The 25038-nt window shown below is 42.4% G+C and carries 19 protein-coding genes, 1 pseudogene and 1 riboswitch; of the genes and pseudogenes, 3 read left to right on the top strand and 17 right to left on the bottom strand.

What is annotated here, in order from left to right; all coding sequences use genetic code 11:
* The 8 genes from glmM to E0H87_RS14210 form a co-directional block, all read right to left on the bottom strand.
* The gene (gene glmM, locus E0H87_RS14175; protein WP_131324179.1) at positions 1-1332 is read right to left on the bottom strand and encodes a phosphoglucosamine mutase; all 1332 of its coding nucleotides are present in this window, start codon (positions 1330-1332) and stop codon (positions 1-3) included.
* Positions 1333-1455: 123 nt separating this feature from the next.
* On the bottom strand, positions 1456-2922 hold the full coding sequence (gene guaB, locus E0H87_RS14180; RefSeq protein ID WP_044738887.1) for an IMP dehydrogenase: 1467 nt from the start codon (positions 2920-2922) through the stop codon (positions 1456-1458).
* Between the two features lie 181 nt (positions 2923-3103).
* A complete protein-coding gene (locus E0H87_RS14185; protein ID WP_131324180.1) occupies positions 3104-3901 on the bottom strand; it encodes an MBL fold metallo-hydrolase in 798 nt (265 codons plus the stop codon).
* A 177-nt stretch (positions 3902-4078) separates the two neighbouring features.
* Positions 4079-4654 carry a TMEM165/GDT1 family protein gene (locus tag E0H87_RS14190; protein ID WP_131324181.1) on the bottom strand — a complete coding sequence of 192 codons (576 nt, stop codon included), beginning with the start codon at positions 4652-4654 and terminating at the stop codon, positions 4079-4081.
* An 85-nt stretch (positions 4655-4739) separates the two neighbouring features.
* Positions 4740-4881: riboswitch (yybP-ykoY riboswitch) on the bottom strand.
* Positions 4882-4957: 76 nt separating this feature from the next.
* Entirely contained in the window at positions 4958-5251 is a 294-nt protein-coding gene (locus E0H87_RS14195) for a hypothetical protein (protein WP_131324182.1), read from the bottom strand.
* 155 nt (positions 5252-5406) lie between these two features.
* A complete protein-coding gene (locus tag E0H87_RS14200) occupies positions 5407-7374 on the bottom strand; it encodes a 2-oxo acid dehydrogenase subunit E2 (protein WP_131324183.1) in 1968 nt (655 codons plus the stop codon).
* 2 nt (positions 7375-7376) lie between these two features.
* Complete coding sequence (aceE, locus tag E0H87_RS14205; RefSeq protein WP_131324184.1) at positions 7377-10091, bottom strand: pyruvate dehydrogenase (acetyl-transferring), homodimeric type; 2715 nt, start codon at positions 10089-10091, stop codon at positions 7377-7379.
* Positions 10092-10421: 330 nt separating this feature from the next.
* Entirely contained in the window at positions 10422-11111 is a 690-nt protein-coding gene (locus E0H87_RS14210; RefSeq protein WP_131324185.1) for a M23 family metallopeptidase, read from the bottom strand.
* A 108-nt stretch (positions 11112-11219) separates the two neighbouring features.
* On the opposite strand from E0H87_RS14210, the gene E0H87_RS14215 reads away from it, so the two are divergent.
* Entirely contained in the window at positions 11220-11660 is a 441-nt protein-coding gene (locus tag E0H87_RS14215) for a DUF721 domain-containing protein (RefSeq protein ID WP_131324186.1), read from the top strand.
* 97 nt (positions 11661-11757) lie between these two features.
* On the opposite strand, the gene lpxC is transcribed toward E0H87_RS14215, so the two are convergent.
* From lpxC to gshB, 8 genes are all read right to left on the bottom strand, one after another.
* On the bottom strand, positions 11758-12660 hold the full coding sequence (lpxC, locus tag E0H87_RS14220; RefSeq protein ID WP_131324187.1) for a UDP-3-O-acyl-N-acetylglucosamine deacetylase: 903 nt from the start codon (positions 12658-12660) through the stop codon (positions 11758-11760).
* A gap of 124 nt (positions 12661-12784) precedes the next feature.
* Positions 12785-13969: a cell division protein FtsZ gene (ftsZ, locus tag E0H87_RS14225; RefSeq protein WP_131324188.1), complete on the bottom strand. Its 1185-nt coding sequence runs from the start codon at positions 13967-13969 to the stop codon at positions 12785-12787.
* Between the two features lie 161 nt (positions 13970-14130).
* Entirely contained in the window at positions 14131-15393 is a 1263-nt protein-coding gene (gene ftsA / locus E0H87_RS14230; RefSeq protein ID WP_131264207.1) for a cell division protein FtsA, read from the bottom strand.
* A gap of 64 nt (positions 15394-15457) precedes the next feature.
* The gene (locus tag E0H87_RS14235) at positions 15458-16312 is read right to left on the bottom strand and encodes a cell division protein FtsQ/DivIB (protein ID WP_131324189.1); all 855 of its coding nucleotides are present in this window, start codon (positions 16310-16312) and stop codon (positions 15458-15460) included.
* 3 nt (positions 16313-16315) lie between these two features.
* A complete protein-coding gene (locus E0H87_RS14240; RefSeq protein ID WP_131324190.1) occupies positions 16316-17245 on the bottom strand; it encodes a D-alanine--D-alanine ligase in 930 nt (309 codons plus the stop codon).
* Positions 17246-17296: 51 nt separating this feature from the next.
* Positions 17297-18745, bottom strand: coding sequence for a UDP-N-acetylmuramate--L-alanine ligase (gene murC, locus E0H87_RS14245; RefSeq protein WP_131324191.1), 1449 nt, complete (start codon positions 18743-18745; stop codon positions 17297-17299).
* Between the two features lie 12 nt (positions 18746-18757).
* Positions 18758-19855, bottom strand: a complete 1098-nt coding sequence (gene murG, locus E0H87_RS14250; protein WP_131324192.1) for an undecaprenyldiphospho-muramoylpentapeptide beta-N-acetylglucosaminyltransferase — start codon at positions 19853-19855, stop codon at positions 18758-18760.
* A gap of 306 nt (positions 19856-20161) precedes the next feature.
* Entirely contained in the window at positions 20162-21109 is a 948-nt protein-coding gene (gene gshB, locus E0H87_RS14255) for a glutathione synthase (RefSeq protein ID WP_131324193.1), read from the bottom strand.
* A gap of 122 nt (positions 21110-21231) precedes the next feature.
* Here gshB and E0H87_RS14260 point away from each other — a divergent pair, with 122 nt between their 5' ends.
* Together E0H87_RS14260 and E0H87_RS14265 are read left to right on the top strand one after the other, a co-directional pair.
* Positions 21232-21444 carry a DUF3565 domain-containing protein gene (locus E0H87_RS14260; protein WP_131324194.1) on the top strand — a complete coding sequence of 71 codons (213 nt, stop codon included), beginning with the start codon at positions 21232-21234 and terminating at the stop codon, positions 21442-21444.
* A 531-nt stretch (positions 21445-21975) separates the two neighbouring features.
* Positions 21976-22846: pseudogene (locus tag E0H87_RS14265) on the top strand (IS982 family transposase).
* A gap of 216 nt (positions 22847-23062) precedes the next feature.
* On the opposite strand, the gene E0H87_RS14275 reads toward E0H87_RS14265, so the two are convergent.
* Positions 23063-24910, bottom strand: coding sequence for a N,N-dimethylformamidase beta subunit family domain-containing protein (locus E0H87_RS14275; protein WP_165493973.1), 1848 nt, complete (start codon positions 24908-24910; stop codon positions 23063-23065).
* Between the last annotated feature and the right edge of the window lie 128 nt (positions 24911-25038).

Genomic DNA, 25038 nt, shown 5'->3' on the forward strand with positions numbered 1-25038 from the left:
TTAAGCGGCTTGGGTACGAACAACATCAGCAAGATGGTTTGCCAAAGCAGTGACTTCTTCTAGTTGATCACCTTCCACCATGACCCGAATCACAGGTTCTGTGCCTGATTTACGAATCAATAGACGGCCACGACCTGCCAACTGTGCTTCCGCTTTTTCAAATTCAGCCACCATTGCTGGGTTTGCATATGGGTCGATCATGTGTTCTAAACGCACATTAACCAACACTTGCGGGAATAATTTAAAGTCTGCAACCAATTCATGCAGCGCTTTTTTCTGTTCAACCATCACCGTCAACACTTGTAATGCCGCAATAATGGCATCCCCTGTGGTACTTTTATCTAGTGTTAAGATATGACCTGATGGCTCACCGCCTGTAACCCACTGATTTTCTTCAAGGGCTTGGAGTACATAACGGTCACCAACTTTGGCACGTACAAATGGCACTTGAGCCTGTTTTAACGCCAATTCCAGCGCCATATTGCTCATGACCGTACCGACAATACCTTCTGGTTTTTTACTGGCCTGTGTCGCCAAAATATACAGAATATGATCGCCTGTGATTTGTTCGCCATTGCGATCCACCATAATCACACGATCCGCATCGCCATCGAAAGCAATCCCTACATCGGCTTTGTGTTCCACAACTGCTTTTTGTAAGTTTTCAGGATGGGTTGAACCACAGCCCTTATTAATGTTAAGACCATCAGGCTCATTATAAAGTGCAACCACTTTAGCACCGAGCTCTTTAAACACGGCTGGCCCCACGTTATACGCAGCACCATTGGCACAATCCACTACCATTTTTAAATTCGATAAATCATAATGATACGGGAAAGTCGATTTACAGAATTCAATATAACGGCCATTCGCATCTTTCACACGGACACTTTTCCCTAAGTTGGCAGTGTCTTCAATCAGCAAGTCATTTTCTAATTCTTGATTAATCGCTTCTTGCAATGCATCAGGTAGCTTTTTGCCTTCGCCAGAAAAGAATTTAATCCCGTTATCAAAATAAGGGTTGTGCGATGCAGAAATCACAATCCCCAAACTGGCATGTAGTGCACGCGTTAAATGGGCAATTGCAGGGGTAGGCAATGGACCCAATAAATGCACATAAACACCCGCAGCATTTAGTCCCGCCTGTAAAGCCGCTTCTAAAATATAGCCCGACAATCGGGTATCTTTACCTAACACTACAATTGGCTTATCTTTCTGCGAGATTTTTTTTAAGACTTTCCCCGCCGCAAACCCTAATTTTAGTGCGAATTCAGGCGTAATTGGTAATTCTCCAAATTTCCCACGAATACCATCTGTGCCAAAATAACTCATGTTTTACTCACTTCTTATAGCTAGGTGCTGTTATCCACCTTTTGTCATAGTGAAATACTTTACACCAAAACAAAAAAGACCGTCATAGTGTTGACGGTCTCTTTGGATCTAAATTACTAAAAATCAACCAACGCGATAGTTGGGTGCTTCTTTGGTAATGGTGACATCATGCACGTGAGACTCCGACATACCTGCTGCCGTAATCTTCACAAATTTTGCATTTTGACGCAGATCTTCAATCGTCGAAGAACCTGTATAGCCCATAGAAGAACGTAAGCCGCCCATCATTTGATGCACGATATTGCCCATTGGTCCTTTGTACGGTACACGACCTTCAATGCCTTCTGGAACCAACTTCTCAGCACCCGCTTTAGAGTCTTGGAAGTAACGGTCAGCCGAACCAGTCGCACCAGCCATTGCACCCAATGAACCCATACCACGGTAAGCTTTGTAGTAACGACCTTGGAAGAATTCAACTTCACCCGGTGCTTCTTCAGTACCCGCAAGGAGTGAACCCACCATAATCGTGCTCGCACCTGCACCAATCGCTTTCGCCATATCGCCAGAGAAACGAATACCACCGTCAGCAATTAAAGGAATTTGTTCTTTTAATGCATTGGCAACGCTGTCAATTGCAGAGATTTGCGGCATACCAATACCCGCAACAATACGAGTAGTACAGATTGAACCTGGACCAATACCGACTTTTACAGCATCTGCGCCCGCATCAAGTAAAGCTAATGCCGCATCACCTGTTGCAATGTTACCGCCAATTACTTGAACTTGTGGGTAGTTTTGTTTAACCCAACGTACGCGCTCGATTACGCCTGCAGAGTGACCGTGTGCTGTATCGACCACAATCACGTCAACACCCGCATCAACCAATGCTTCTACACGGCTTGGTGTTTCCACACCCGTACCAACTGCAGCACCTACGCGTAAACGACCGAGGTCATCTTTACAACTGTTTGGATAAAGTTCTGCTTTACGGAAATCAGTGACCGTAATGAGACCTTTCAATTCGTTGTTTTCGCCAACCACCAATACTTTTTCAATACGGTGTTTCTGTAATAGCGCTTGAATCTGTTCTTTAGATTCACCTTCGCGTACAGTCACTAAACGGTCTTGACCCGTCATAATGCTGCTTACAGGTTGCTCAAGATTGGTTTCAAAACGCGTATCACGTCCTGTCACTATCCCAACTACTTTCCCATCTTTGACTACAGGTACACCACTGATATTGTTGGCTTGCGTAATCGCAATCAACTCACGTACTGTGGTTTCTGGTGTTACTGTAATTGGGTCTTTGACCATACCTGCTTCAAATTTTTTCACACGGCGTACTTCTGCAGCTTGGGCAGCAATATCCATGTTTTTGTGCAAAATACCAATACCACCGTTTTGTGACATCGCAATTGCCATACGTGATTCAGTCACGGTATCCATTGCTGCTGAAACGAGAGGGATATTTAAGTTAATGCCACGAGTCAGGCGTGTCTTTAGAGAGACATCTTTTGGGAGGACAGTAGAATAGGCAGGGAGTAATAAGACATCATCGAAGGTTAACGCTTCTTGAACGATGGTCAACATAACAGTCTCACTGGTAATTTCCGTGCGCTATTATAAACAAATTTAGCTTTAAATTTCATTTTTTATTAAAAAAATATCATTTAAAAAAATAGGCACACGGAAAAGCATGTTTCAACTGCTGTTACACCCAAGAAAATTAGCATCAAGCATCTGCTAATTTTCTTTTTGAGTTGATGTCCGTTTAAGTTGGGCAGGTAAACACACTTTCATCCATTAAATCGATGCCACATTCCAAGGTTTCAATCCAATCCAAGAATTGGTTGATCATCTCTTTGCCGATAAATGGCGTGCCATGTTGCGGCACAATCATTTCGACATCCATGCTACGCACCATCTTCACCCATAAGCGAATGACTTTATTGGAACACATATAACGTTGATGAAACCCTTTCATTTTCGGAATATGTGAAGAAAAATTTTCCAATGGCTTATTGGCATCATCCACCATCGAAGCGCCCATATCGCCTGAAAATAAAATTTTTGCAATTGGATCGTAAAATTGAAAATTCCCAACTGAATGTAGAAAATGCGCAGGAACGACAACAATATTCGATTCACCCAAAGGAATGATTCCACCGTGGTCTGGCAATTCGATCAAGCGCTCTAACCAGCCACCTTTCATGCGGTCACTCATAAAAGCAGAATTCAAATGCGGTAAAAAACGCGCCCAAAGTTTGGATGCCACAACTTTAGCCTCGGTATACACCAACCAACGTGGCATAGAAGTAATAATATCAGGGTCTTGGTGTGATGCCATTACATAGTCGAGATTGGTCAAACGCGTATATTTGTTCAACTCCATGGTTAAGGGAACATAGGTCAAATCTCCCCCTGGGTCTAATACCGCAGCGCGCTCATGATCTAAAATCAGAAACTGGTTCGCTTGTACACCCTCGCCTTTAACCAGACTGGTAAAACTGATGCACTTATGTGTGCCATTATCAAATAGCACTTGTGATGTGGTGCGATCAAACGCCATAGCAAAACCCCAATAATTCTATTCTATTAAGTACAATTTTTAATTCCCTATAACATAAATGGAATTTGTTTAACTTACAATAAATAGGCAGGGTAATTCTTTAATTTTATAGGCTTATTTATATGATTTATATAATGAAAAACCCAACTGTTTTGCTGGGTTTTCCGCAAAAAGTGCTTATAGCAAATAATGCTGCACCAAGGTAGAGACACCAATAATTAAGAAAATGATTGCACCAATTTTATGAATTAATGAAATTGGTAACTTGTCTGCCAATTTATTCCCGACAAAGACTGCAGGTGCATTGGCCATCATCATGCCCACCGTGGTTCCTGCCATCACCCAAAAGATACTGTCATAACGCGCAGCTAATGCTACGGTCGCAATTTGGGTTTTATCACCAATTTCTGCCAAAAAGAACAGGACAAAGGTTGCACCGAACACACCAAATCTCTGCCACTTATTGATGCTATCGGTCTCATCATCCAATTCATCTGGAATCAACATCCAAGCCGCCATACCAATAAAGCCAAGTGATAACACCCAGATCAGTACTTCAGGACTCAAAACCGTGGTAATCCATTGACCCAATACTGCAGATAAGCCATGGTTAATCAGCGTTGCGGCTAAAATGGCAATTAGAATAGGAACAGGTTTACGGAAACGCGCAGCCAATAATAAGGCAAGAAGTTGGGTTTTATCACCCATTTCAGCGAGAGCAACAATTGCTGTCGAAATTAGGAACTCATGCATAACGTCTTTTCTCTGGCTAGCAAAATTTGCCTATGACTTACCCCTCCTGCTAGCCAAAATCAAATAGATTGATGCAGAGTGGTAAATCAAAGGTCTTGCCAACAAAAAAAGCTGTTTGATGAGCTTATTTGGTTCTTTGCTATGATGACCATGTTCTGTGGAACAATTATGTTGATCATCACCTTTTTACAGAGCGTAAAAAGCGGCTACTCCCCAATGAATCACAGCCATTATACAAAATTAACTCAAATTTTCCAATCTTTCATTTTGTTTTATCATGCTGTGGTTGTATTCTGTTCGCGCTTAAAACTGAAATTCAAAGCGTTGGTAGAGCCAAATGGCGATTCGACACACTCCCAACAACATCGCCAAACCGATATTAAAACCGAGCCAGCCAAAACTTCCCCAACCGCTGGCACCACCAACATGCTGTGCTTGATATTCCATTGAGAATACAATGGTTGCAGTGAAAATTTCCATGCCCATCACCAAATAGGTAATCCATTGCCATGGAAAATGTAACACACTCAGCCAAAGCCCCATTAACACCAGAACCAGCAACAATAGCGGCAGCATAAACTTAAAAAATGCAAACATTTGTATGCGACTCCCTGCATTCAATTCTACTTTTCTCATCATTTTAACCAAATCAATCAGGTTCTCTAGACTTCACAACAGATTTTTACGATTTACCCAAATCCATCACAAAAAAACCCCGCCGAAGCGAGGTTTTAATGATTCATTTCAAAATATTAGATTAATAAAGTACGAATATCTTTAAGAAGTTTCGTAAGTTTATTGGTAAAGCGAGCGGCATCCGCCCCATTAATCACACGATGATCATAAGACAATGACAGTGGAAGCATGAGTTTCGGCTCAAAGCCTTGGCCATTCCACACAGGCTGCATCGTTGCTGGCGAAATACCGAGAATCGCAACTTGTGGCCAGTTCACCAACGGTGTGAATGCAGTACCACCAATCGCACCAAGGCTTGAAATGGTGAAGTTTGCACCTTGTAAGTCTTTCGGCGACAGTTTCTTGTCACGTGCTTTTTGACCCAAGATACCCAATTCAACTGCAATTTGCTTAATGGTTTTTTGATCTGGATTACGTAACACTGGAACAGTTAAGCCATCTGGAGTCGCTACAGCAATCCCCATATGGATTTCATTACGCAATAACACAGACTTACCATCATCAGCCAAGTGACCCGCAAACTCACGCTCTTCTTTCAACAAATGCGCAACCGCTTTGATGATGAAGGCCATAATGGTCAAGCTAATGCCTTCTTTCTTAAAGTTACCTTTAAGGTCATTACGCCAATCTTCCAATTCAGTAATATCAGCCAAATCAAACTGCGTAACTTGCGGAATAAAGTTATTCAATGACAATTGTGGAATAGACACTTGCTGCAAACGTGTCAGCACCTTTTCTTCCACGCCACCAAAAGCAGTGAAGTCAGGAAGCTTCGGCAAACCTGAAACCGCTGGTGCAGCCGCAGCCACTGGTGCGGTTTGTGGTGCAGTTAAACGTGCTTTCACATAGGCAAACACATCTTCTTTCATCAAACGACCATGAGGACCTGAGTTTTGTACCTGTGCCAGCACAACACCCAACTCACGTGCCAATTTACGCACTGCAGGACCTGCATACACTTTTGCATTTTCAGCACTTTGTTCTTTGGTCAGCTTATCTACCCCTGTTGTTTGCACTGGTGCAGCTTCAACTTTGGCAGCAGACACAACAGGAGTCGTAGCCGTTTGTGGTTGAGCTTTTGGTGCTGCAACAGGAGCTTGTACAGCTGGCGCTGCCGATTCGCTTTCAATGGTCACTAAAGGCATACCTTGCGCGACACTTTGTCCAGCAGAAACATGAATAGCTTTAATCACACCTGCAGTCGTACTTGGTACTTCTACTGTCGCTTTATCAGATTCAACCACGATAATGCTTTGATCATTTTCGACACGATCGCCCACGCTCACCAAAATCTCAGCCACAGCAGCTTTGTCGACACCTAAGTCTGGCACTGTGATTTCTACAGCACCTGTTGCAACTGGAGCGGCCGTAGTAACGGCTGCCTGTAGAGATTCAACTGCTGGTGCTGACGCTGCAACGCTCGTTGGTGTTGTTACTGTTGGAGCTGTAGCACCTGCCACTTTCACTTTTAACAGCACTACGCCTTCTTTAACCGTATCGCCTGCTTGAATTTCAACACTTTCAACCGTGCCAGCAACCGTACTCGGTACTTCAACTGTGGCTTTGTCTGATTCAACCACCACGATACTTTGATCAACTTCAATCGTATCGCCAGCTTTGACCAGGATTTCACCTACAACCGCTTTTTCAACGCCAATGTCTGGTACTTGTACATCAACTACAGCACTTGACGTTGATTGAGTCGCAGCAACAGGAGCTACTACTTCTGGCGTTGCAACCACTGGAGCAGGCTCAGCGATTTTTTCTTCCGCTTTTGCTGCGACAGAAGACGCAGCAACGTCTGATTCAAGCTCGATCAGTACAGCACCTTCTGAAACTTCATCACCGACTGCAACACTGATGCTCTTGACCACACCCGCTGAAGTGCTTGGCACTTCAACAGAGGCTTTGTCTGACTCAAGTAGAACCAGACTGTCATCAACAGCAATCTGGTCGCCCACTTTCACTAAAATTTCTGCAACCGTGGCTTTATCTACGCCAATATCAGGTGTTGTGATTTGCATGCTTAGTTCTCCTCACCTGATTGTTCTTTGTAGTCTGCAACTGCATGAACTTCAGGGTGTGCCTGAGGAGCCCATGCCACTGGACGATCAGTATCTAACTCAAAGTTAGAAATTGCATCTTTAACTAAACGTGCATCTACTTCACCTTCGTCAGCTAATTTTTTCAAAGTAGCAACAACGATATGTGCAGCGTCAACACCAAAGAAACTACGTAAGTTAGCACGTGTATCTGAGCGACCATAACCATCTGTACCCAACGCAACAAATGGGCGACCATCTGGAAGATAGGCACGGATTTGTTCGCTATACGCACGCATATGGTCAGTTGCTGAAACAACAATACCTTCTGTACCACGTAACTGTTTAGACACCCAAGACTCTTTCACTTCTTCAGTAAGTGGGTGTAAGCGGTTGTATTCTTCACATGCCATACCATCACGCGACAACTCATTGAAGCTTGTTACACTCCAAACGTTTGAATGGATTTGGTATTCATCACGTAAGATTTTCGCAGCTTTAATTACTTCACGAAGAATGACACCTGAACCCATCAATTGGACAGTTGCTTTTTCATCTTCTTGGAACAAGTACATGCCACGTTTGATGCCTTCCTCAGCGCCTACTGGCATTTCAGGATGCTCGTAGTTTTCATTCATTACGGTGAGGTAATAGAACACTCGCTCTTGGTTCACATACATACGTTGTAAACCATCATGGACGATCACAGCCAATTCATAACCAAAGCATGGATCGTAAGACACACAGTTTGGAATCGTGTTCGCAAGAATGTGAGAATGACCATCTTGGTGCTGTAAGCCTTCACCGTTTAGTGTAGTACGACCAGCAGTTGCACCCAACAAGAAACCTTGCGCCTGCGCGTCACCAGCTGCCCATGCAATGTCCCCAATACGTTGGAAACCAAACATTGAGTAGTACATGTACATCGGAATCATTGGCAAGTTATTGGTTGAATAACTGGTTGCCAACGCAGCCCATGCGCTCATCGCACCCGCTTCGTTAATCCCTTCTTGAAGCATGTGACCATCACTTGCTTCACGGTAATGCATTAACTGTTCTTGGTCTTCTGGGGTATATTTTTGACCGTGAGCGGCATAAATACCCAACTGACGGAACATACCTTCTAGACCAAACGTACGCGCTTCATCTGGAACGATTGGTACTACACGGTCTTTAATTGCTTTTTCTTTCAATAAAGAAGCAATTAAACGAACCATCACCATGGTGGTTGATTGTTCTTTGCCTGCAGAACCTTTTAATACCGCATCAAATACCGACAATTCAGGAATGGCTAATTGCTCACTCTCTTTACGACGTGCAGGTAGATAACCACCTAAAGCTTCACGACGCGCCTTCATATACTTCATTTCTGGAGAGTTTTCACTTGGGCGGTAGAATGGAAGCTCTTCTAATTGATCATCTGTAAATGGCAGGTTAAAACGGTCACGTACATATTTCAAAGAGTCGATCTGCATTTTTTTGATTTGGTGAGTTTTGTTCACCGCTTCAATTTCTTCAGACAAACCATAACCTTTAACAGTTTTCGCAAGAATCACTGTTGGTTGACCTTTGGCTTTCATTGCTTCTGCATAGGCAGCAAAAACTTTGTACGGGTCATGACCACCACGGTTGAGATTATCGATGTCTTCATCGCTTAAATCTTTTACAAGTTCCGCAGCTTCTGGGTACTTGCCAAAGAATTTCTCACGTGTATATGCACCACCTTTCACTTGATAGCGTTGGTATTCACCATCAACTGTTTCTTCCATGACCGCTTTTAAAGCGCCTGTGCTGTCTTTTGCAAGTAGCGGATCCCAATGACGACCCCATACCACTTTAATGACACGCCAGCCCGCACCACGGAATAAAGATTCTAATTCTTGAATGATTTTACCGTTACCACGTACAGGACCATCTAGACGCTGTAAGTTACAGTTCACCACCCAGATCAAGTTATCCAGTTTTTCACGACCAGCAAGTGAAATTGCACCCGTACTTTCTGGCTCATCCATCTCACCATCGCCAAGATAAGCCCAGACTTTACGATTTTCTTCTTTAATCAAGCCACGGTTCATCAAATATTTTTGAATGTGCGCTTGATAAATCGACATGATTGGACCAAGACCCATTGATACCGTTGGGAACTGCCAATAGTCCGGCATTAAATATGGGTGTGGATAGCTTGGTAAACCGTTACCGCCCACTTCACGACGGAAATTACTTAACTGGTCTTCAGTTAAACGACCTTCCAAGAAAGAACGTGCATAAATACCAGGAGCACAGTGACCTTGATAATAGATCATGTCACCGCCAAAGTTATTACTATTGGCACGGAAGAAATGGTTAAAGCCTACATCATATAAGGTTGCTGAAGAGGCAAAACTTGCCAAGTGACCACCTAGGTCATCACCTGTTTTATTCGCACGTAATACCATAGCCAAGGCATTCCAACGGATCAGCGCACGAATACGGCGCTCCATATCCTGATCACCTGGCATGGCTGGAGTTTCTTCAACAGAAACTGTATTTAAATAAGGAGTATTTAAGCGCTGAATAGGAACATGTTTCGCGATTGCACGTTGATATAATTTTTCTAATAAAAATGCAGCACGTTCTGTTCCCATGTGTTTTAGAACCGAATCAAAAGCATCTTGCCATTCTTGGGTTTCTTGCGCATCTGTATCGCCATAAAACGCCATAATCCACCTATTCCTTGAGCTTAATCTATTATGTATATGTACCATACTTTGGTATTAGAAGTTATCGCTATAGCTGAATACGCACAGGCACCACTATTTATAAAATAAATAATTGATGACGATTTAACACTCAAATTAACAAAAAATCGCCAATAACGTTGTTTTTTTATACAAACAAAATACTTTTGCCTGATAGTATGAAAAAAGATGCAGAAAACATCCCTATTTTGGTGCAAGTATTGGAAACAATAAAAAGGCAGCACATGGGAAAGAGGTGGAACCCAATGCACTGCCTTTGGACGAATTTTTAGCTTAAATAATCAGGTGCGATTACGGCAACATGGCTAAATAAGTCGATGGATTTTTACGCTGACCATCTTTCACAACTTCATAATGTAAATGGGGACCTGTACAACGACCCGTACAGCCCACATTGGCAATATGTTCACCCGCATCTACGCGGTCACCGACACGCGCAATTAAACGTGAAGCATGGGCATAACGCGTGATATAACCATTACCATGGTTAATTTCAACATATTGGCCATAACCAGAACCCCAACCCGATTTGGTTACAACACCAGGTCCTGTGGCATAAATTGGCGTACCACTTGGTGCCGAAAGATCTAAGCCAGAGTGATGTTCAGCACGTCCGCCCATGGTACGACCACCAAAGTCTGAGCTGATGCGTTTCATATCTGGTAATGGATGAGACACTAACCATGAATAAGGGCTATTTGAAGATACAGAATACGAAGTTTTAGTGCCATATTTTTTAGCAATCGATTCGTTGTTTAGTTCAACTGTTTTTTCACGCAATCTGACTGATAACTCTGTAGTTGCAGGAACATCAATGTCTTCAGGTTCAGCATATGAACCTTGCGCTAAAGTTTGAGTCAGTTGCTCAATACGATCTGGTGAAGCAGTGGAATTAGAATTTAATTGAACTAAGTCAGCAAAAGCGACCGAGGCGGTCGAAGCTGCGAAAGAAAACGCCAATAAAATACGTCTTGTGTGCATAAAAAACCTCTTTAAACTGTTCTTACAAAAGTTCCTTGCGTGATCTCTTCCTTGATATCTACCGAAAGGAGCGCATAAGATTAAGACACAAATATGAAGGTAATATGTATGTCTGAACCAGAGAATCTCTTTCAACAAACAAGAAAACGCATAAAAACAGGAAACTTATCGTTTCTCTCAACGCAAGTTGCTGCATGGCAGAAACTTAGCAAACTCATTCAACCGTTATTGCCTCAACCAGAGCAATGGCAGGTTGCTTGTTATCAATATGGTGTTTTGACCGTAACGGGTGAAAATCAAGCCATGGTGAGTCAGCTTGGTTACTTACAAAAGCAATATATTGTTCAATTGGCTCAACTAGAAGAACTCAAAGATTTACAAAAAATACAGGTTCGCTTAAGAGTTTCCTCAACCACCACACCTGTTACTGAAGCATCTTCACGATCTCTTAGCCCAGAAACCCAAGATTTATTAAAAGGGGCTGCTGACTTTGTGAGCGACCCTAAGCTTAGCCAAGCGATGCTACGTTTGGCAAGCAATAAAAAGTAACCTAGGACGGTGTTTGGAAAATGTTTCAGGCCACAAATGTGACTCAATTCTCGTTTTTATTTGTTATATTATAACGTAGCCCATATAAGACAATGACTTATGTCACACTTACATACGGGATTGGACATTGATCTATGTCATCAAATGTTACAATTTCATAGCTGGTTGGATCACTTTGAACATTGCGTAACAACTGATTATTCAGGGCATGACCTGACTTATATCCATCAAATTTCGCAATAATTTGATGTCCTAATAAATATAAATCACCCACAGCATCTAATATTTTGTGACGAACAAATTCATCTGAGAAGCGCAAGCCTTCTTCATTGACCACACCAGTATCATCGACCCCAATGGCATTATCTAAGCTCGCCCCTAAAGCCAAATTGTTGGCTTTTAAGTAATCCAAGTCCTTCATGAAACCAAATGTACGCGCCCCACTGACTTCGTAGACAAAAGTTTCAGTTGAAAAATCAATGGTGGCAGACTGATATTCTTTTTTGAATGCAGGATGGTCAAAATCAATGGTGAAATTGAGTTGAAAACCTGAATGCGGCGTAAAAATTGCACGCTTATCATCGATTAATGCCTCTACAGGCTTTAAGATTCGAATGAATTTTTTAGGTGCATTTTGCTCGACCAAGCCACCTTGCATTAACAGGTAAATAAATGGACCAGCACTGCCGTCCATAATCGGCACTTCTGAAGCTGAGACTTCAATAATTAAATTATCAATGCCCAAACCTGCGATTGCACTCATTACGTGCTCAATCGTGCCTACTTTGGCATCTTCCTGAACCAAATTAGAGCACATAAAGGCTTCTTGAATTAGCATTGCATCGGCTTGAATGTCCACAGGTGGATCCAAATCGATACGACGGAATACAATACCCCCATCCACATGGTGCGGCACAAAGTTCATTAATACCTTTTGCCCACTATGAAGACCAATACCGCTCGCTTTCACGACACGTTGCAGGGTACGCTGTTTCAACATGCTCTTTCTATCATCTGCCCATAAATCCGCTATACGTTAGCATATTTAGCCATTGATAAAAAACAAAAAGGTAGCGATAACGCTACCTTTTCTAGTATTTCAAAAGCAAGTTATTAAAAAATAATTACTTACGTTGCTGATTTTTCAAATAATCTTGAATGCTCATTGGCGTTGGGCGTGACGCACCCGCTGATGAAGCAGCATTGATTGCTGGAGCATCCGCCTGCTGGCGCTGAATTGCAGGAACGTCATCTTCTTCAACCACAGCATGTGTAGATGCAGAACGTGAGACCTGTGTATTTGGACGCTTCACAGGTTCAATCGCATCTGCCGAATTGCGGGTTAAACCCGTTGCAATCACAGTCACGCTAATTTCATCACGCGCATCTGGGTCAAATACCGTACCGTAGAAGACTTGACCTTCATCCAAGTCTACAATCTGGTTTACGACATCGGTGATTTCTTCAATTTCACCAAAGGTAACATCATCACCGCCAGTGACGTTAATCAAAATGCCCTTCGCATTCATAATGGTCACGTTATCTAATAACGGACTACGAATCGCCTGTTCTGCAGCTTGACGCGCACGATGTTCACCACGACCTGAGCCTGCACCCATCATGGCATAACCACGAGTACTCATTGCAGTTTTCAAGTCAGCAAAGTCAAGGTTAATGTGACCCGGGCGAACCACTAAATCGAAAATACTACGTACTGCATTCAACAATACATCATCCGCTTTTTTATAGGCATCTTTCATCGAGATGTCGCGGAATACTTTTAACAAGCGCTGGTTTGGAATAATAATGAGCGAGTCTACATGTGCTTCTAAAGCTTCAATGCCTTTTTCAGCAGACTGTTGACGGCGCTTCCCTTCAAAATTAAACGGTGTTGTGACTACACCCACCGTTAAAATCCCCATTTCTTTGGCAATTTCTGCAACGACTGGCGCAGCACCTGTACCCGTACCGCCCCCCATACCAGCAGTGACAAACACCATATCGGTGCCTTCTAAATGCTGGCGGATCAACTCACGGCTTTCTTCGGCCGCTGTTTGACCCACTTGAGGATTCGCACCTGCACCTAAACCACGGGTACTTTGTTCGCCTAACTGGATTTTAAACTGTGCATTCATACGGTCTAACGCCTGTTTGTCCGTATTGGCACAAACAAATTTTACACCTTGAATATCCGATTCCAACATGTGTTGAACGGCATTACCGCCTGCACCACCTACACCAAATACAGTGAAACGGGCTTGACCGTTGCTATCGTTCTGATCATCTTCTAAAAATTCAAATGAGGCCATGACCTTTAAATTTCCTAATTCGTAATTGGCAGTCACTTAAGCCCGTATACTGCCTTGATCTGCATAAATAAAATTGGTTTTAGAATGCTGTTCAATGTTTAGCTTGTCAAGTCTTGACCGCTTAACGTACAACTTCCAAACAATATTCCTTAAAAATACCACTAAAAAATAGACTTCAACTTATCATTTAGTCCCGACCATGCTCGTCCAGCACGTTTCCAGAACGAAAGTGTTTCTGGGTCTACAGTCTCGACCAAGGTTTCTTGCGGATCCCCTTGGCTGAACATCAATAAGCCCGCCGCCGTTGCGTATTGGGAACGGCGCAGTGAAGCCAAATAAGGTTCATCGGCATAAACTTGTACAGGTGGATTGCCTAAATGCGCTGAAATACCCAACATTCGACGTACCAAGCTGACCATTCCTTCAATTTGGCAAGCATCACCCGTCAAAACAACACCATGGTATAAACCATGAATGGCACCGCTACGCTCAAGTGCTTCTCGAACTTGGGTCAAAATTTCTTCATAGCGTGCAATCATGATGTCAGACAATTCAATTCGGCTAATGGTTTGCGGACCATCAATCCCTTGAATTTGAATCATATGATCAGGTTTGACCACTTTTAAATCGACACAACCATAAAGCAACTTAATTCTTTCTGCTTCTTCTGTCGTGGTCTGTAAAACGGCAGCAATATCACGTGTCACATGTTCACCGCCACGCTGCAACGTTTCCGCCATCGCCAGACGGCCATCTAAATAGACAGCAAGATTGGTGGTTCCCGCGCCCATATCGAGCAAACAAACCCCATATTCTTTTTCGTCTTTCAGCAAACTGGCTTCTGCCGTTGCCAAGCAAGAAACCACCATTTTTTCAACGGTGATGTTTGCGCCTTTCATGGCACGATCCAGATTTTGCATGGTACTGATAGGTAACATCATCAATTGATAATGCCCTTTCATACTGTGCGCGGACATCCGAATTGGGTTCTGTACCCATTCTGGGGAATCATCCAGTTCGAAACCAAGTGGGACTGCACTCACCAAATAATGGTCTGAAGTGACATGGCTGGCTTTAGCCAACTCTAATGCTCTGACCACTTCATTGGTGCTAATACTATGTTCAGCGTTTTCAATTGGGGTACGCCCCGAAGCATAAAAACTTTTTAATTCTGCACTTGGAATTGAGACCCACGCCGAATGCACACGGCACTCAGCCATATCTTCCGCTTCCTGAACGGCATTTTTTATCGCTGTGATAACTTTGTCCAAGCTCACGATTTTGCCTTTGTTCATGCCGCGGTTACGTGCAGTCGCCATCCCAATGACTTGAATCTTGTCTGGGGCGTGCACCTTACCAATCAAAACTGAAACTTTATGTGTCCCAATGTCAATCGCAACAACTGAGGGAACAGCTTCACTCATTATTTACTACCATTACATGTTTGTTTAATTTATGGCTTTACGCCTCTATTTATAAAGCCAATCATTATGGCTTTGCATTTATCCCATCCGCAATGCTTGTGTCATTAATCGTTACAACAAAGTGACCATTTACAATTTTGGGTGGGGCTGCGCTTTTCCATTGAATCGCTAGGCCGTTCCTATAGCGTAAATCGATTGCAGAGATTTGTGACCATACTGGTTTCAAATCACTTTGTGCGAGATGACTCAAACGTTGTAGCTTACTCATGGTTTGATCTTGATCAACAATAACACGTAATCCAGAATCAAACTGCATAAACCAAGTCATACGCTCCGTTAAATATAATTCTTTTAGCCGAAGGTTGACTGGAAGGAATAATTGATTAATTTCATTATAGCGACGCATCATGGTTTTGGATTGGCTGATCGGCCCATGAAGCAATGGCAATTGTTGATAATTTTTGGGTGTCACTTCAGCAAAAACATCGCCGCTATCGCTCAGCAAGCGCCCGGTTCCCCAACGAGCAATTGCATGGCGAGGCATCACTCGAACGCGAATCGCATTCGGCCATGCACGAGAAACTACGACCCGATCCACCCATGACAGCTCTAAAGCGCGGTCACGGATTTGCTCTAAGTCAGAGGTAAAATAATTATTTTGTAAAGTGGGGGCCACATGCAGCATCACTTGACGATGCTCTGCATCGGAACGCGTTCCGACCACATCCAGATCTGCTACACGCGCATCAGTCATCACTTTGTAGAAGCCAAATATTCCAGCAGCCAAGACCAAAAAAGCAATGACCAAGAGCAACCAACCACCCACGTTCGTCAGTTGTTCCTTTCGCGTGGGTGGTTTGTCATGAATCGAGGTTATTGCAGCGCGTTTGCGCCGCATCGATGCTGGAAGTTGAGCCATAACTTAGTGTGCTGCACCTGTAAGTGTTTGTTCTAAAATGGCAACACATAACGCATCAAAACTATAACCTACCGCATTGGCTGCTTTTGGCACCAATGAGTGGCTGGTCATGCCGGGTACTGTATTCACTTCAAGTAACCAGAAGTTGCCTTGTTCGTCCTGCATAGCATCAATACGTCCCCAACCACTTGCCCCAACGGCTTGGAATGCGCGTAAACATAATGCTTGTAGACGTTGTTCTTCCGCTTCCGTTAAACCGCACGGAATACCATATTGCACATCATTACGTTGATATTTCGCCTCATAATCATAAAAAGCGACATCGGCAGGAGGCTGCAAACGAATCACAGGTAAAGGTTGGCCATTTAAAAAGGAAATGGTGAATTCACGCCCTGTAATCCATTTTTCCGCCATCACCACAGCATCGTGCTGAGTGGCTTTAGCAATTGCAGCAGCCAAATCTTCAGCTTTTTCGACCTTACTCATGCCCACGCTAGAGCCTTCATGTACAGGCTTAATAATGAGCGGCAAGCCTAAGCTTTCAACCACTTCAGCTAAATCACTGTCTTTATCAATAATGCGATACGGTGCAGTAGGTAAATCTGACCCTTGCCAGATTTGTTTGGTTTTAACTTTGTCCATACCAATGGCAGAACCTTGAACACCAGTTCCTGTATAAGGAATGTTTAACCACTCCAATACCCCTTGGATCTGACCATCTTCACCACCACGACCATGCAATACAATAAAGGCACGATCATAATGGACCAATTCTGTCACACTACGGCTCTGAGGATCAAATGCCTCAGCATTTACCCCAGAACGAATCAATGCTTCAAGTACAGCCTGACCACTATCGAGAGAAACCTCACGCTCAGCTGATTTACCACCAAGCAACACGGCAACTTTGCCGAACTTTGAAGCATTTGACACGTTTTTATCCTTAAACTGTTATAACTTTTTAATTGAAACCGAAGACGACAATTAATCTACATATAATTGATGCTGCGCCAGCTCAACTGAGATAGCTCCCACATTACCTGCGCCTTGTGTTAATAACAAGTCATTCGCTTGTAACACTTTACGCATTACATTCGGTAGGTTCCCTTCTACTGGATCGACCAAGATGGGTTCAACTTCACCACGTAAACGAATACTACGCGCCAATGCTCGACTGTCTGCACCCACAATAGGTTTTTCCCCAGCAGGATAAACTTCTAATAACAACAATTGATCCACTTGTGACAACACATCAACAAAATCATCAAAACAATCACGAGTACGACTAAAACGGTGCGGTTGGAACAACATCACTAAACGACGGTCTGGATGGCTAGCACGTGCTGCTTTAATGGTCGCTTCTACTTCTTTCGGATGATGTCCATAGTCATCCACCAATTTCACATTGCCTTCACCCAACTCAAATTCACCCTGAACTTGGAAGCGACGACCTACACCACTGAAACCTTCGAGTGCACGTGCAATCGCAGCATCAGATACGCCTTCATCAGTGGCAATACCAATCGCAGCAAGAGCATTTAAAATGTTATGCAAACCAGGCAAATTAATGGTCAGACGCAGAGGTTCACGATCTTTACGCAATACGGTAAAGTGTGACTGCATACCTTCTTGTGCAACATCTACCGCACGAATGTCATTGTCTTCATTAAATCCGTAGGTCACCAATGGGCGACCAATGCGCGGCATAATTTCACGGATGTTGGCATCATCACCACACACCACTGCCAAACCGTAAAACGGCATTTTTTGTAAAAACTGAACAAAAGTGTCTTTGAGGACATCAAAGCTACCACCATAAGTATCCATATGGTCAGCATCGATGTTGGTCACAATGGTGGCCATGGGCTGTAAATACAGGAAAGATGCATCTGACTCATCTGCTTCGGCCACAATAAAACGACTTGCACCTAGTGCTGCATTAACGCCTGTACGATTTAACAAACCACCAATCACATACGTTGGATCGAGGTTTTCTTCAGCCAACATACAGGTCACAAGACTGGTGGTGGTGGTTTTACCGTGGGTTCCCGCAACGGCAATCCCATGACGGTAACGCATCAATTCACCCAACATTTCTGCACGGCGCACCACAGGTGTGCGATGTTCAATCGCTGCCTGAATTTCAGGGTTTTCTGGGTCAATCGCCGTTGAAACCACCAAAACATTGGCGCCTTGAATATTTTCAGCAGCATGCCCGATATAGACTTTAATGCCATTTTCTTCAAGCTGTACCGTGGTTTTCGATGCTTTGATATCCGAACCAGATACTTTATAGCCTTGGTTTTTCAACACTTCAGCAATGCCACACATCCCAGCACCACCAATACCCACGAAATGGATGTGCTTAATACGACGCATTTCTGGGATTTTAATTAACTTTTTTGCTTGATCAGCAGGTGTAGATGGAGACATAGCTTACTCTAATCACAATTCTTGAATTAGCTCAACGACATGTTGAGTTGCATCGGGTTGAGCCTGTTGACGCGCTTTGACTGCCATTTCAGACAATAATGAACGGTTCATTAACGGCACTAACAATTCTTTTAAACTTTCAGGCGTCATATTAGCTTGCGGACAAATTTTCGCAGCCCCAATATTCGCTAAAAACTTGGCATTGACAGTTTGATGGTCATCCACAGCACTTGGCAACGGTACAAATATTGCCGCGACACCCGCTGTGGCAATTTCAGTCACCGTTAATGCACCTGCACGGCAGATAATCAGGTCTGCATTTGAATATGCTTGTGCCATATCCTCAATAAAAGGATGCACTTCAACATCTAAATTCGCAGGTGCATTGGCATACCGTGCCTGTGTTGCTTCTGTATGATTCTGCCCACATTGATGATAGACACGAAGTGGGACGTTTAATAGCTTTAAGGCTTCGGGTACACATTCATTTAATGCTTTTGCACCCAAAGAACCGCCCACAATTAAGATTCGTAAGGCTTGATGGGTTTTTTCACGCTCTTGGTAACGCCAAGATGGATTTAAAATTTCGGTAATTTCTTTGCGTACAGGATTGCCTGTGGTGACAATTTTGGCTTGTTCTGCGAAGGTTTGTGGAAAAGCCTGACACACCGTGGTCGCTACGCGTGATAATTGGGTATTGGTAAATCCAGCGATGGCATTTTGCTCATGAATCAGAACAGGAATACCCAAAACCCGTGCCGCCAAGCCACCAGGCCCCGCTACGTAGCCACCAAAACCAGCAACAGCGTCAATATTCAACTGTTTCATATAGCGCATAGCGCTTAAGGTGGCTTTTAAAATTTTAAAAGGCGCCAATAATTTTCGCACTACGCCATTACCGCGCACACCTTGAATATCAATTTGGTAAATTGGAATGTTTTGATTTTTTAATAAACGATTTTCCATGCCTGTAGGTGTTGCCAACCAAGACACTTGTGTTCCTTGTTGTTGCAATTGTTTTGCAACGGCAAGTGCTGGAAAAACATGTCCACCAGTACCAGCGGCCATCATCATTACGCGTTTGGGCTTTGTTTGCTGTACATCAGTCACGGTTTAATTCTTCAATTCAAAAAAATAGGCAAAAAATTCGTTTAAGTTAACAATTGTAATCACAAACGAGAAGGTGCGAAAGTTTATTTACTTTGTTTCACCTAGCGTTTCATTGTTTTTTTCTTCAGTTTTGTAAGTTTAAACAAGTTTTATTATTAATCTAGTACAAAAAACCGCTATCTTTGTTAAAAACAGCAACCGCCTTGTATTTTCAAGCACATCTTGCACCAAGATCTTGAACCTAAAAATACTGCACCAACCTCAACCACACGCAAGTGATTGAGGGTTTATTGTATTGAAATTCAGTTAAACGCTTGGGCGACCTGCTTCTAATACAGCAAATAAATCGTCCGCAATTTGGGTACCAAACTGGTTGTCAATTTCACGAATACAGGTTGGGCTGGTGACATTAATTTCGGTCACGTAATTACCAATCACATCTAAACCAACAAAAATCAGTCCTTTTTCACGCAAGAATGGACCCACTTTTTCAGCAATGCTACGGTCATTTTCAGTCAGTGGACGGGCTTCACCCAAGCCACCCGCAGCCAAGTTGCCGCGTACTTCACCATTTTGTGGAATTCGCGCCAAACAATATGGTACAGGCTCACCATTGATCATCAAAATACGCTTATCCCCTTCGACAATTTCAGGAATATAACGCTGTGCCATAATCGGCTGAGCACCATGATTGGTTAAGATTTCAATGGTTGAGCCAATATTCACACCATCTTGATAGAGGCGGAAAATTCCCATGCCGCCCATACCATCAAGCGGTTTTACAATCACATCGCCTTGTTCTTTAATAAATTCACGAATCAAACCTTGCTGTGAAGTGACCAATGTCGGCACTTGCAGTTCTGGAAACTGGGTTGCGAACAGTTTTTCATTACAGTCACGCAGGCTTTGTGGTTTGTTAATAATCCACGCCCCTTCGCGTTCTGCCTGCTCTAAAATATAGGTGGTATAGACAAAGTTCATATCAAATGGCGGGTCTTTTCGCATCAACACCACGTCATACGCCGCGATGGATTCTTTGTTCTTTTCACCCAATTCATAATAATGGTCGTAATCTTCAAACACCTTTAACGGTGCAATTAAACCAAAAGCTTTACCCTGCTCGATATATAAATCCTGTTGTAATGCATAACCCAGTTCATGCCCGCGACGGCTTGCCGCCCACAACATGGCCATAGTTGAGTCTTTTTTCAAATTGACACTTTCGATGGGGTCCATCACAACAAGTACGCGCATAATCAAAACTCTTGTTTAAAGATATAATCAGCTAGGAGTATAACGGAGATTATTCGGTTCTATTTCTGAATTTCTATTTTCGCTTATGGATAATTTTGTATAACTTCATTCAGGTTTCCGCTATGCAACAAGCCATTATTGGTTTTCATTTAGATGATGAACAACATTGGGTCGCAGATTTAGCCTGTGGACATACTCAACATGTACGCCACACTCCGCCTTGGCAAAATCGCCCTTGGGTGATGACTGAACAAGGGCGCAAAGAGAAATTAGGCGTGATGCTGGAGTGTAAAAAGTGTGATAAAGACGATTTCGTAGCAGAGATTTTATGTTAAATGAATATTTGGAATATTGAAGAGAAGGCTAAATTTTAAAACTTAAATTTTTCAACTTTCGTTTTTCGTTTTTCGTTTTTCGTTTTTCGTTTTTCACAAAGTAAAGTTTGGTTTGACTAGGGCACATATACCTTTAGTTTTATATTCAGACCAACAATGCTCTGCTAGTTTTCCATACAAAATATTAGAAATCCACAATAGTGCGCAAACAAATATTCCGATAATAAATGATTTTATCACGCTTATTTTGTTATATGTGCAAGTATAGAAAATTGCAGGGAAAATTAAAAAATTTTGAAGAACTGTTACCCCACAAACTATAGACACAATGAAAACTGTAATATATGTATAAATGGAAATTTTCTTCGGTTTAGATTGAGATTTAAGCATCTAATAATTCCTAAATTATTTTTTACTTATAATTTCTTGCTTTTAAAATTAACCCGAATCTCGGATAAGCGATTGCCTTGAAAAAAGAAGGACTAGAGCCATCAGTTGAGTTACCACACCAAACTCACAGCCCTAGTCCTTATGCTTGATAGTATCCAATTATTCTATGTCATTGATGATTTTTTTAAGAAATTTGAATCAACCTACTGGAAATTTCTTAAACAAAACCATTTCCGTCTAAGAATCCGAAGTGCACAACTGCATATTTCTGAAATTGCATTCATCGCCATTTGGTATAAATGCTCTCATCTCAATAACTTCAAAGCATTCTTTGCAACCTTAAAACACAATCATCGTCATCTGTTTAAACGTCTTCCATATTATCAGCGAATGGTTCATCTTATCCAATCACAGCAACTCGCGTTACATGCCCTGCATTATGCTCTGATGAAAAATCAGCAAAGTGCTTATCTATGGATTGATTCAACCTCACTACCTGTGTGTAAAAATCAGCGTATTCAGCGCCATAAATCTTTATCAGCTATTGCTATGCGTGGCAAAAGCTCAATGGGATAGTTTTTTGGCTGTAAATTACATTTAATCATGAATCAGTCTGGTGAAATTTTCAGAATGACTTTGTCTAATGGGCATACAGCTGATATCAAAATGGTTGAGCACTTAGTCGAAGGATTACAGGCAAAACTCTATGCTGATCGGGGCTATATTAGCCATGAACTTAAGAGTAAACTTAAAAGCCAAAATATTGATTTAATTACTTATCATCGTAAAAATATGCAGTTAATTCATTTATCGAAAGAAGATGAATATCACTTAAAACAACGCAATAAAATAGAGACATTATTTAGTTTACTGAAAAGGGACATACAATTTAGTCACGAGCAAAGCTCGAAGTGTTGCCGGCTATTTGGCAGGCATTTATGCCTCTTTATGTGCATATCAACTATGTCATCAGAACAAGCCAATGATTCGGCTTATGGAAGCATCTGCTTAAACAGGATTCGGGTAAAATTAAGATACTGATTAACCCGAATCCTGCTTAAGCCAATAATTCCATTATACGGATAGTTGGCTTGTTCTGATGGCATGTCAGGCACACAAGGTAATGTGTTATTGCGTTTGAATTATCAGTTCTAAGTAAAAATATTAAAAAGGCATCCCTCTATTTAAAGGTCTGCCTTTTTATTAAATACTATACATTTGTACGATCTTAAGGCTGACGAAGTCCATAAAGATCAATTTTCCAAAGAAGATTTTGGGTTGTAGCAACAAAGAGGATTGATTCAACTACTGCCAGACCAGCAGAGTAGTTACAGTGATGAATATATACCCAGGCAGTACTTTCACTAATATAGTCAGAATTTGTACGTAATAAGCGATTATCTGTAGTTGAGGCGAATAGGATATCTCCATAAGCAGCCATTGCATTAACAGTTGCATCCTGCGTGAATGCCGTCATTGCTAGCCATGATGGCGTTGTTCTCGTTGCTGGCGCCCTCCATAATGCTCCCAGACTATCAACTGCATAAAGCATTCCACCCGTAGCAGCTAACGCCTTAGTCCCACCAGTAGGTCCAGTTCCCATTGAAGTCCAGAAGTGACCAACTTCTGAAGCAGGATACCACCAGAGCTGATTATCGCTTGTAATGCAATAAAGCGTATCTCCAAGAGCAGCCATTGCAGTGACATAATTTGCCTCACTAATGTCACGCCAAACTATATCTGCACTAACAGGATACCGTTGTGCAAGTATATTTTCTGCTGTTGCTATGAAAAGTTTGCCATTTAATGCAGTAAGTGCCTGACAATCATACGCATATCCAATATTTTCCCAATCCCAAGTTATACGTTGTTTAAGACCTGCAAATACATTACGGGTGATGGTAGTTACAACAGAATCACTTCCCAAAACAGAGATCCAATCCGTTGTCCCAGCATTAAAAACTGTACCATTACGAGAAAATATACTCATTGTTGCTCGCCCAGTCTTGCCAGTCCATAAACGTAAGTCTGCTGAGGCAAGTACTGTCGTAGTCAGTGGTGTATTTTCATCTCCAGTAACACGTGGATAACCCTCTACTTCATCTATATAAGCGGCTGCATCAGTTTCATAGATCATGAAGGCTGATGTTGTAGTTGCTGGCGAAATACCATTGAAAACCCAATGATCTGGAAATCGAATCGTGTATGCTGTTGCTGTTCCATCGTAAGCACCCTCGGTGAAACCAACACCAAGAAATGAATTCTGCGGCCGATTCAATGGTGGTTCTGCCCATGCTACAGTCGTATCATAAGCATTTTGGTTTGGATCATTACCAGCATACTTGTAAAAAACAACCATGCGATTCCCTTGTTCCAACCTTACGGCTCGATAACAAGTGTTTCCAGAGAGTACGATCATATTACCGCCATTAGCAATGAACTGCTCTGTCTGGTCTCGCATTGCTCTTGTCCAGTACTCATCATGTCCTGCAATGATCAGACACTCATAATTCGTGAGTAAATTTGAAATACTATGAAGATCTACACTTGAGCAATACTCAATCTGTATTCCTTCGGTTTCGAGCCAATGAATAAGTATGGACTCAGGCCCATCACTTAATGGAGTACCTCCTGATCGGTCAAACGAAACTTTACTGGCACGAGTTCCCACTCCGCCACTGTTAAAATCATATAAACTCTTGCCACCCGCTGAATTGTAAGCAGTTGGTGTCAGAAACGAAATTTGTAAAAGTACTTTAGAAATAGCCGCTGGAGTAGCTGGTCGAATTACAAAAGTAAGTACATCCTGTCCCGAATAAGCTAGACGATATAGCCCAGAAGGCCAGGTCGAAGGAATATTAAACGTTGTTGAAACTGGCCAGCCAAATCCTTCCCATGGATTTGTCGTAGGAAGTGACCGAGTAGAAAGAGTTGCAGAGATTGTTGTTGATACTGAAGTTGTTCCTATACGTTCTATGGTTAAACTGGTTACCCCAGGCGAATCAGTACTAAGATAAAAACTTATTGAACTTCCAGGTACTACTGAAGTTACTGATGAATATCCAAAAACTGCCATATCCCCACCTCTTATCCTTATGAAATGAAAAACTGGAAAACTGGAAAACTGGAAAACTGGAAAACTGGAAAACTGGAAAACTGGAAAACTGGAAAACTGGAAAACTGGAAAACTGGAAAACTGGAAAA

It is taken from the genome of Acinetobacter sp. ANC 4178 (genome assembly GCF_004331175.1).
Taxonomy (GTDB): Bacteria; Pseudomonadota; Gammaproteobacteria; order Pseudomonadales; family Moraxellaceae; genus Acinetobacter.

Excerpts from the sequence above, each read along its gene's own strand:
- ftsA (WP_131264207.1), bottom strand. The coding sequence starts at position 15,393 with ATGAGTGAAGCTGTTCCCTCAGTTGTTGCGATTGACATTGGGACACAT.
- E0H87_RS14190 (WP_131324181.1), bottom strand. The coding sequence starts at position 4,654 with ATGCATGAGTTCCTAATTTCGACAGCAATTGTTGCTCTCGCTGAAATG.
- E0H87_RS14200 (WP_131324183.1), bottom strand. The coding sequence starts at position 7,374 with ATGCAAATCACAACACCTGATATTGGCGTAGATAAAGCCACGGTTGCA.
- ftsZ (WP_131324188.1), bottom strand. The coding sequence starts at position 13,969 with ATGGCCTCATTTGAATTTTTAGAAGATGATCAGAACGATAGCAACGGT.
- aceE (WP_131324184.1), bottom strand. The coding sequence starts at position 10,091 with ATGGCGTTTTATGGCGATACAGATGCGCAAGAAACCCAAGAATGGCAA.
- guaB (WP_044738887.1), bottom strand. The coding sequence starts at position 2,922 with ATGTTGACCATCGTTCAAGAAGCGTTAACCTTCGATGATGTCTTATTA.
- murC (WP_131324191.1), bottom strand. The coding sequence starts at position 18,745 with ATGTCTCCATCTACACCTGCTGATCAAGCAAAAAAGTTAATTAAAATC.
- E0H87_RS14215 (WP_131324186.1), top strand. The coding sequence starts at position 11,220 with ATGTCTGAACCAGAGAATCTCTTTCAACAAACAAGAAAACGCATAAAA.
- E0H87_RS14260 (WP_131324194.1), top strand. The coding sequence starts at position 21,232 with ATGCAACAAGCCATTATTGGTTTTCATTTAGATGATGAACAACATTGG.
- E0H87_RS14185 (WP_131324180.1), bottom strand. The coding sequence starts at position 3,901 with ATGGCGTTTGATCGCACCACATCACAAGTGCTATTTGATAATGGCACA.
- E0H87_RS14235 (WP_131324189.1), bottom strand. The coding sequence starts at position 16,312 with ATGGCTCAACTTCCAGCATCGATGCGGCGCAAACGCGCTGCAATAACC.
- glmM (WP_131324179.1), bottom strand. The coding sequence starts at position 1,332 with ATGAGTTATTTTGGCACAGATGGTATTCGTGGGAAATTTGGAGAATTA.
- gshB (WP_131324193.1), bottom strand. The coding sequence starts at position 21,109 with ATGCGCGTACTTGTTGTGATGGACCCCATCGAAAGTGTCAATTTGAAA.
- E0H87_RS14210 (WP_131324185.1), bottom strand. The coding sequence starts at position 11,111 with ATGCACACAAGACGTATTTTATTGGCGTTTTCTTTCGCAGCTTCGACC.
- lpxC (WP_131324187.1), bottom strand. The coding sequence starts at position 12,660 with ATGTTGAAACAGCGTACCCTGCAACGTGTCGTGAAAGCGAGCGGTATT.
- E0H87_RS14275 (WP_165493973.1), bottom strand. The coding sequence starts at position 24,910 with ATGGCAGTTTTTGGATATTCATCAGTAACTTCAGTAGTACCTGGAAGT.
- E0H87_RS14195 (WP_131324182.1), bottom strand. The coding sequence starts at position 5,251 with ATGTTTGCATTTTTTAAGTTTATGCTGCCGCTATTGTTGCTGGTTCTG.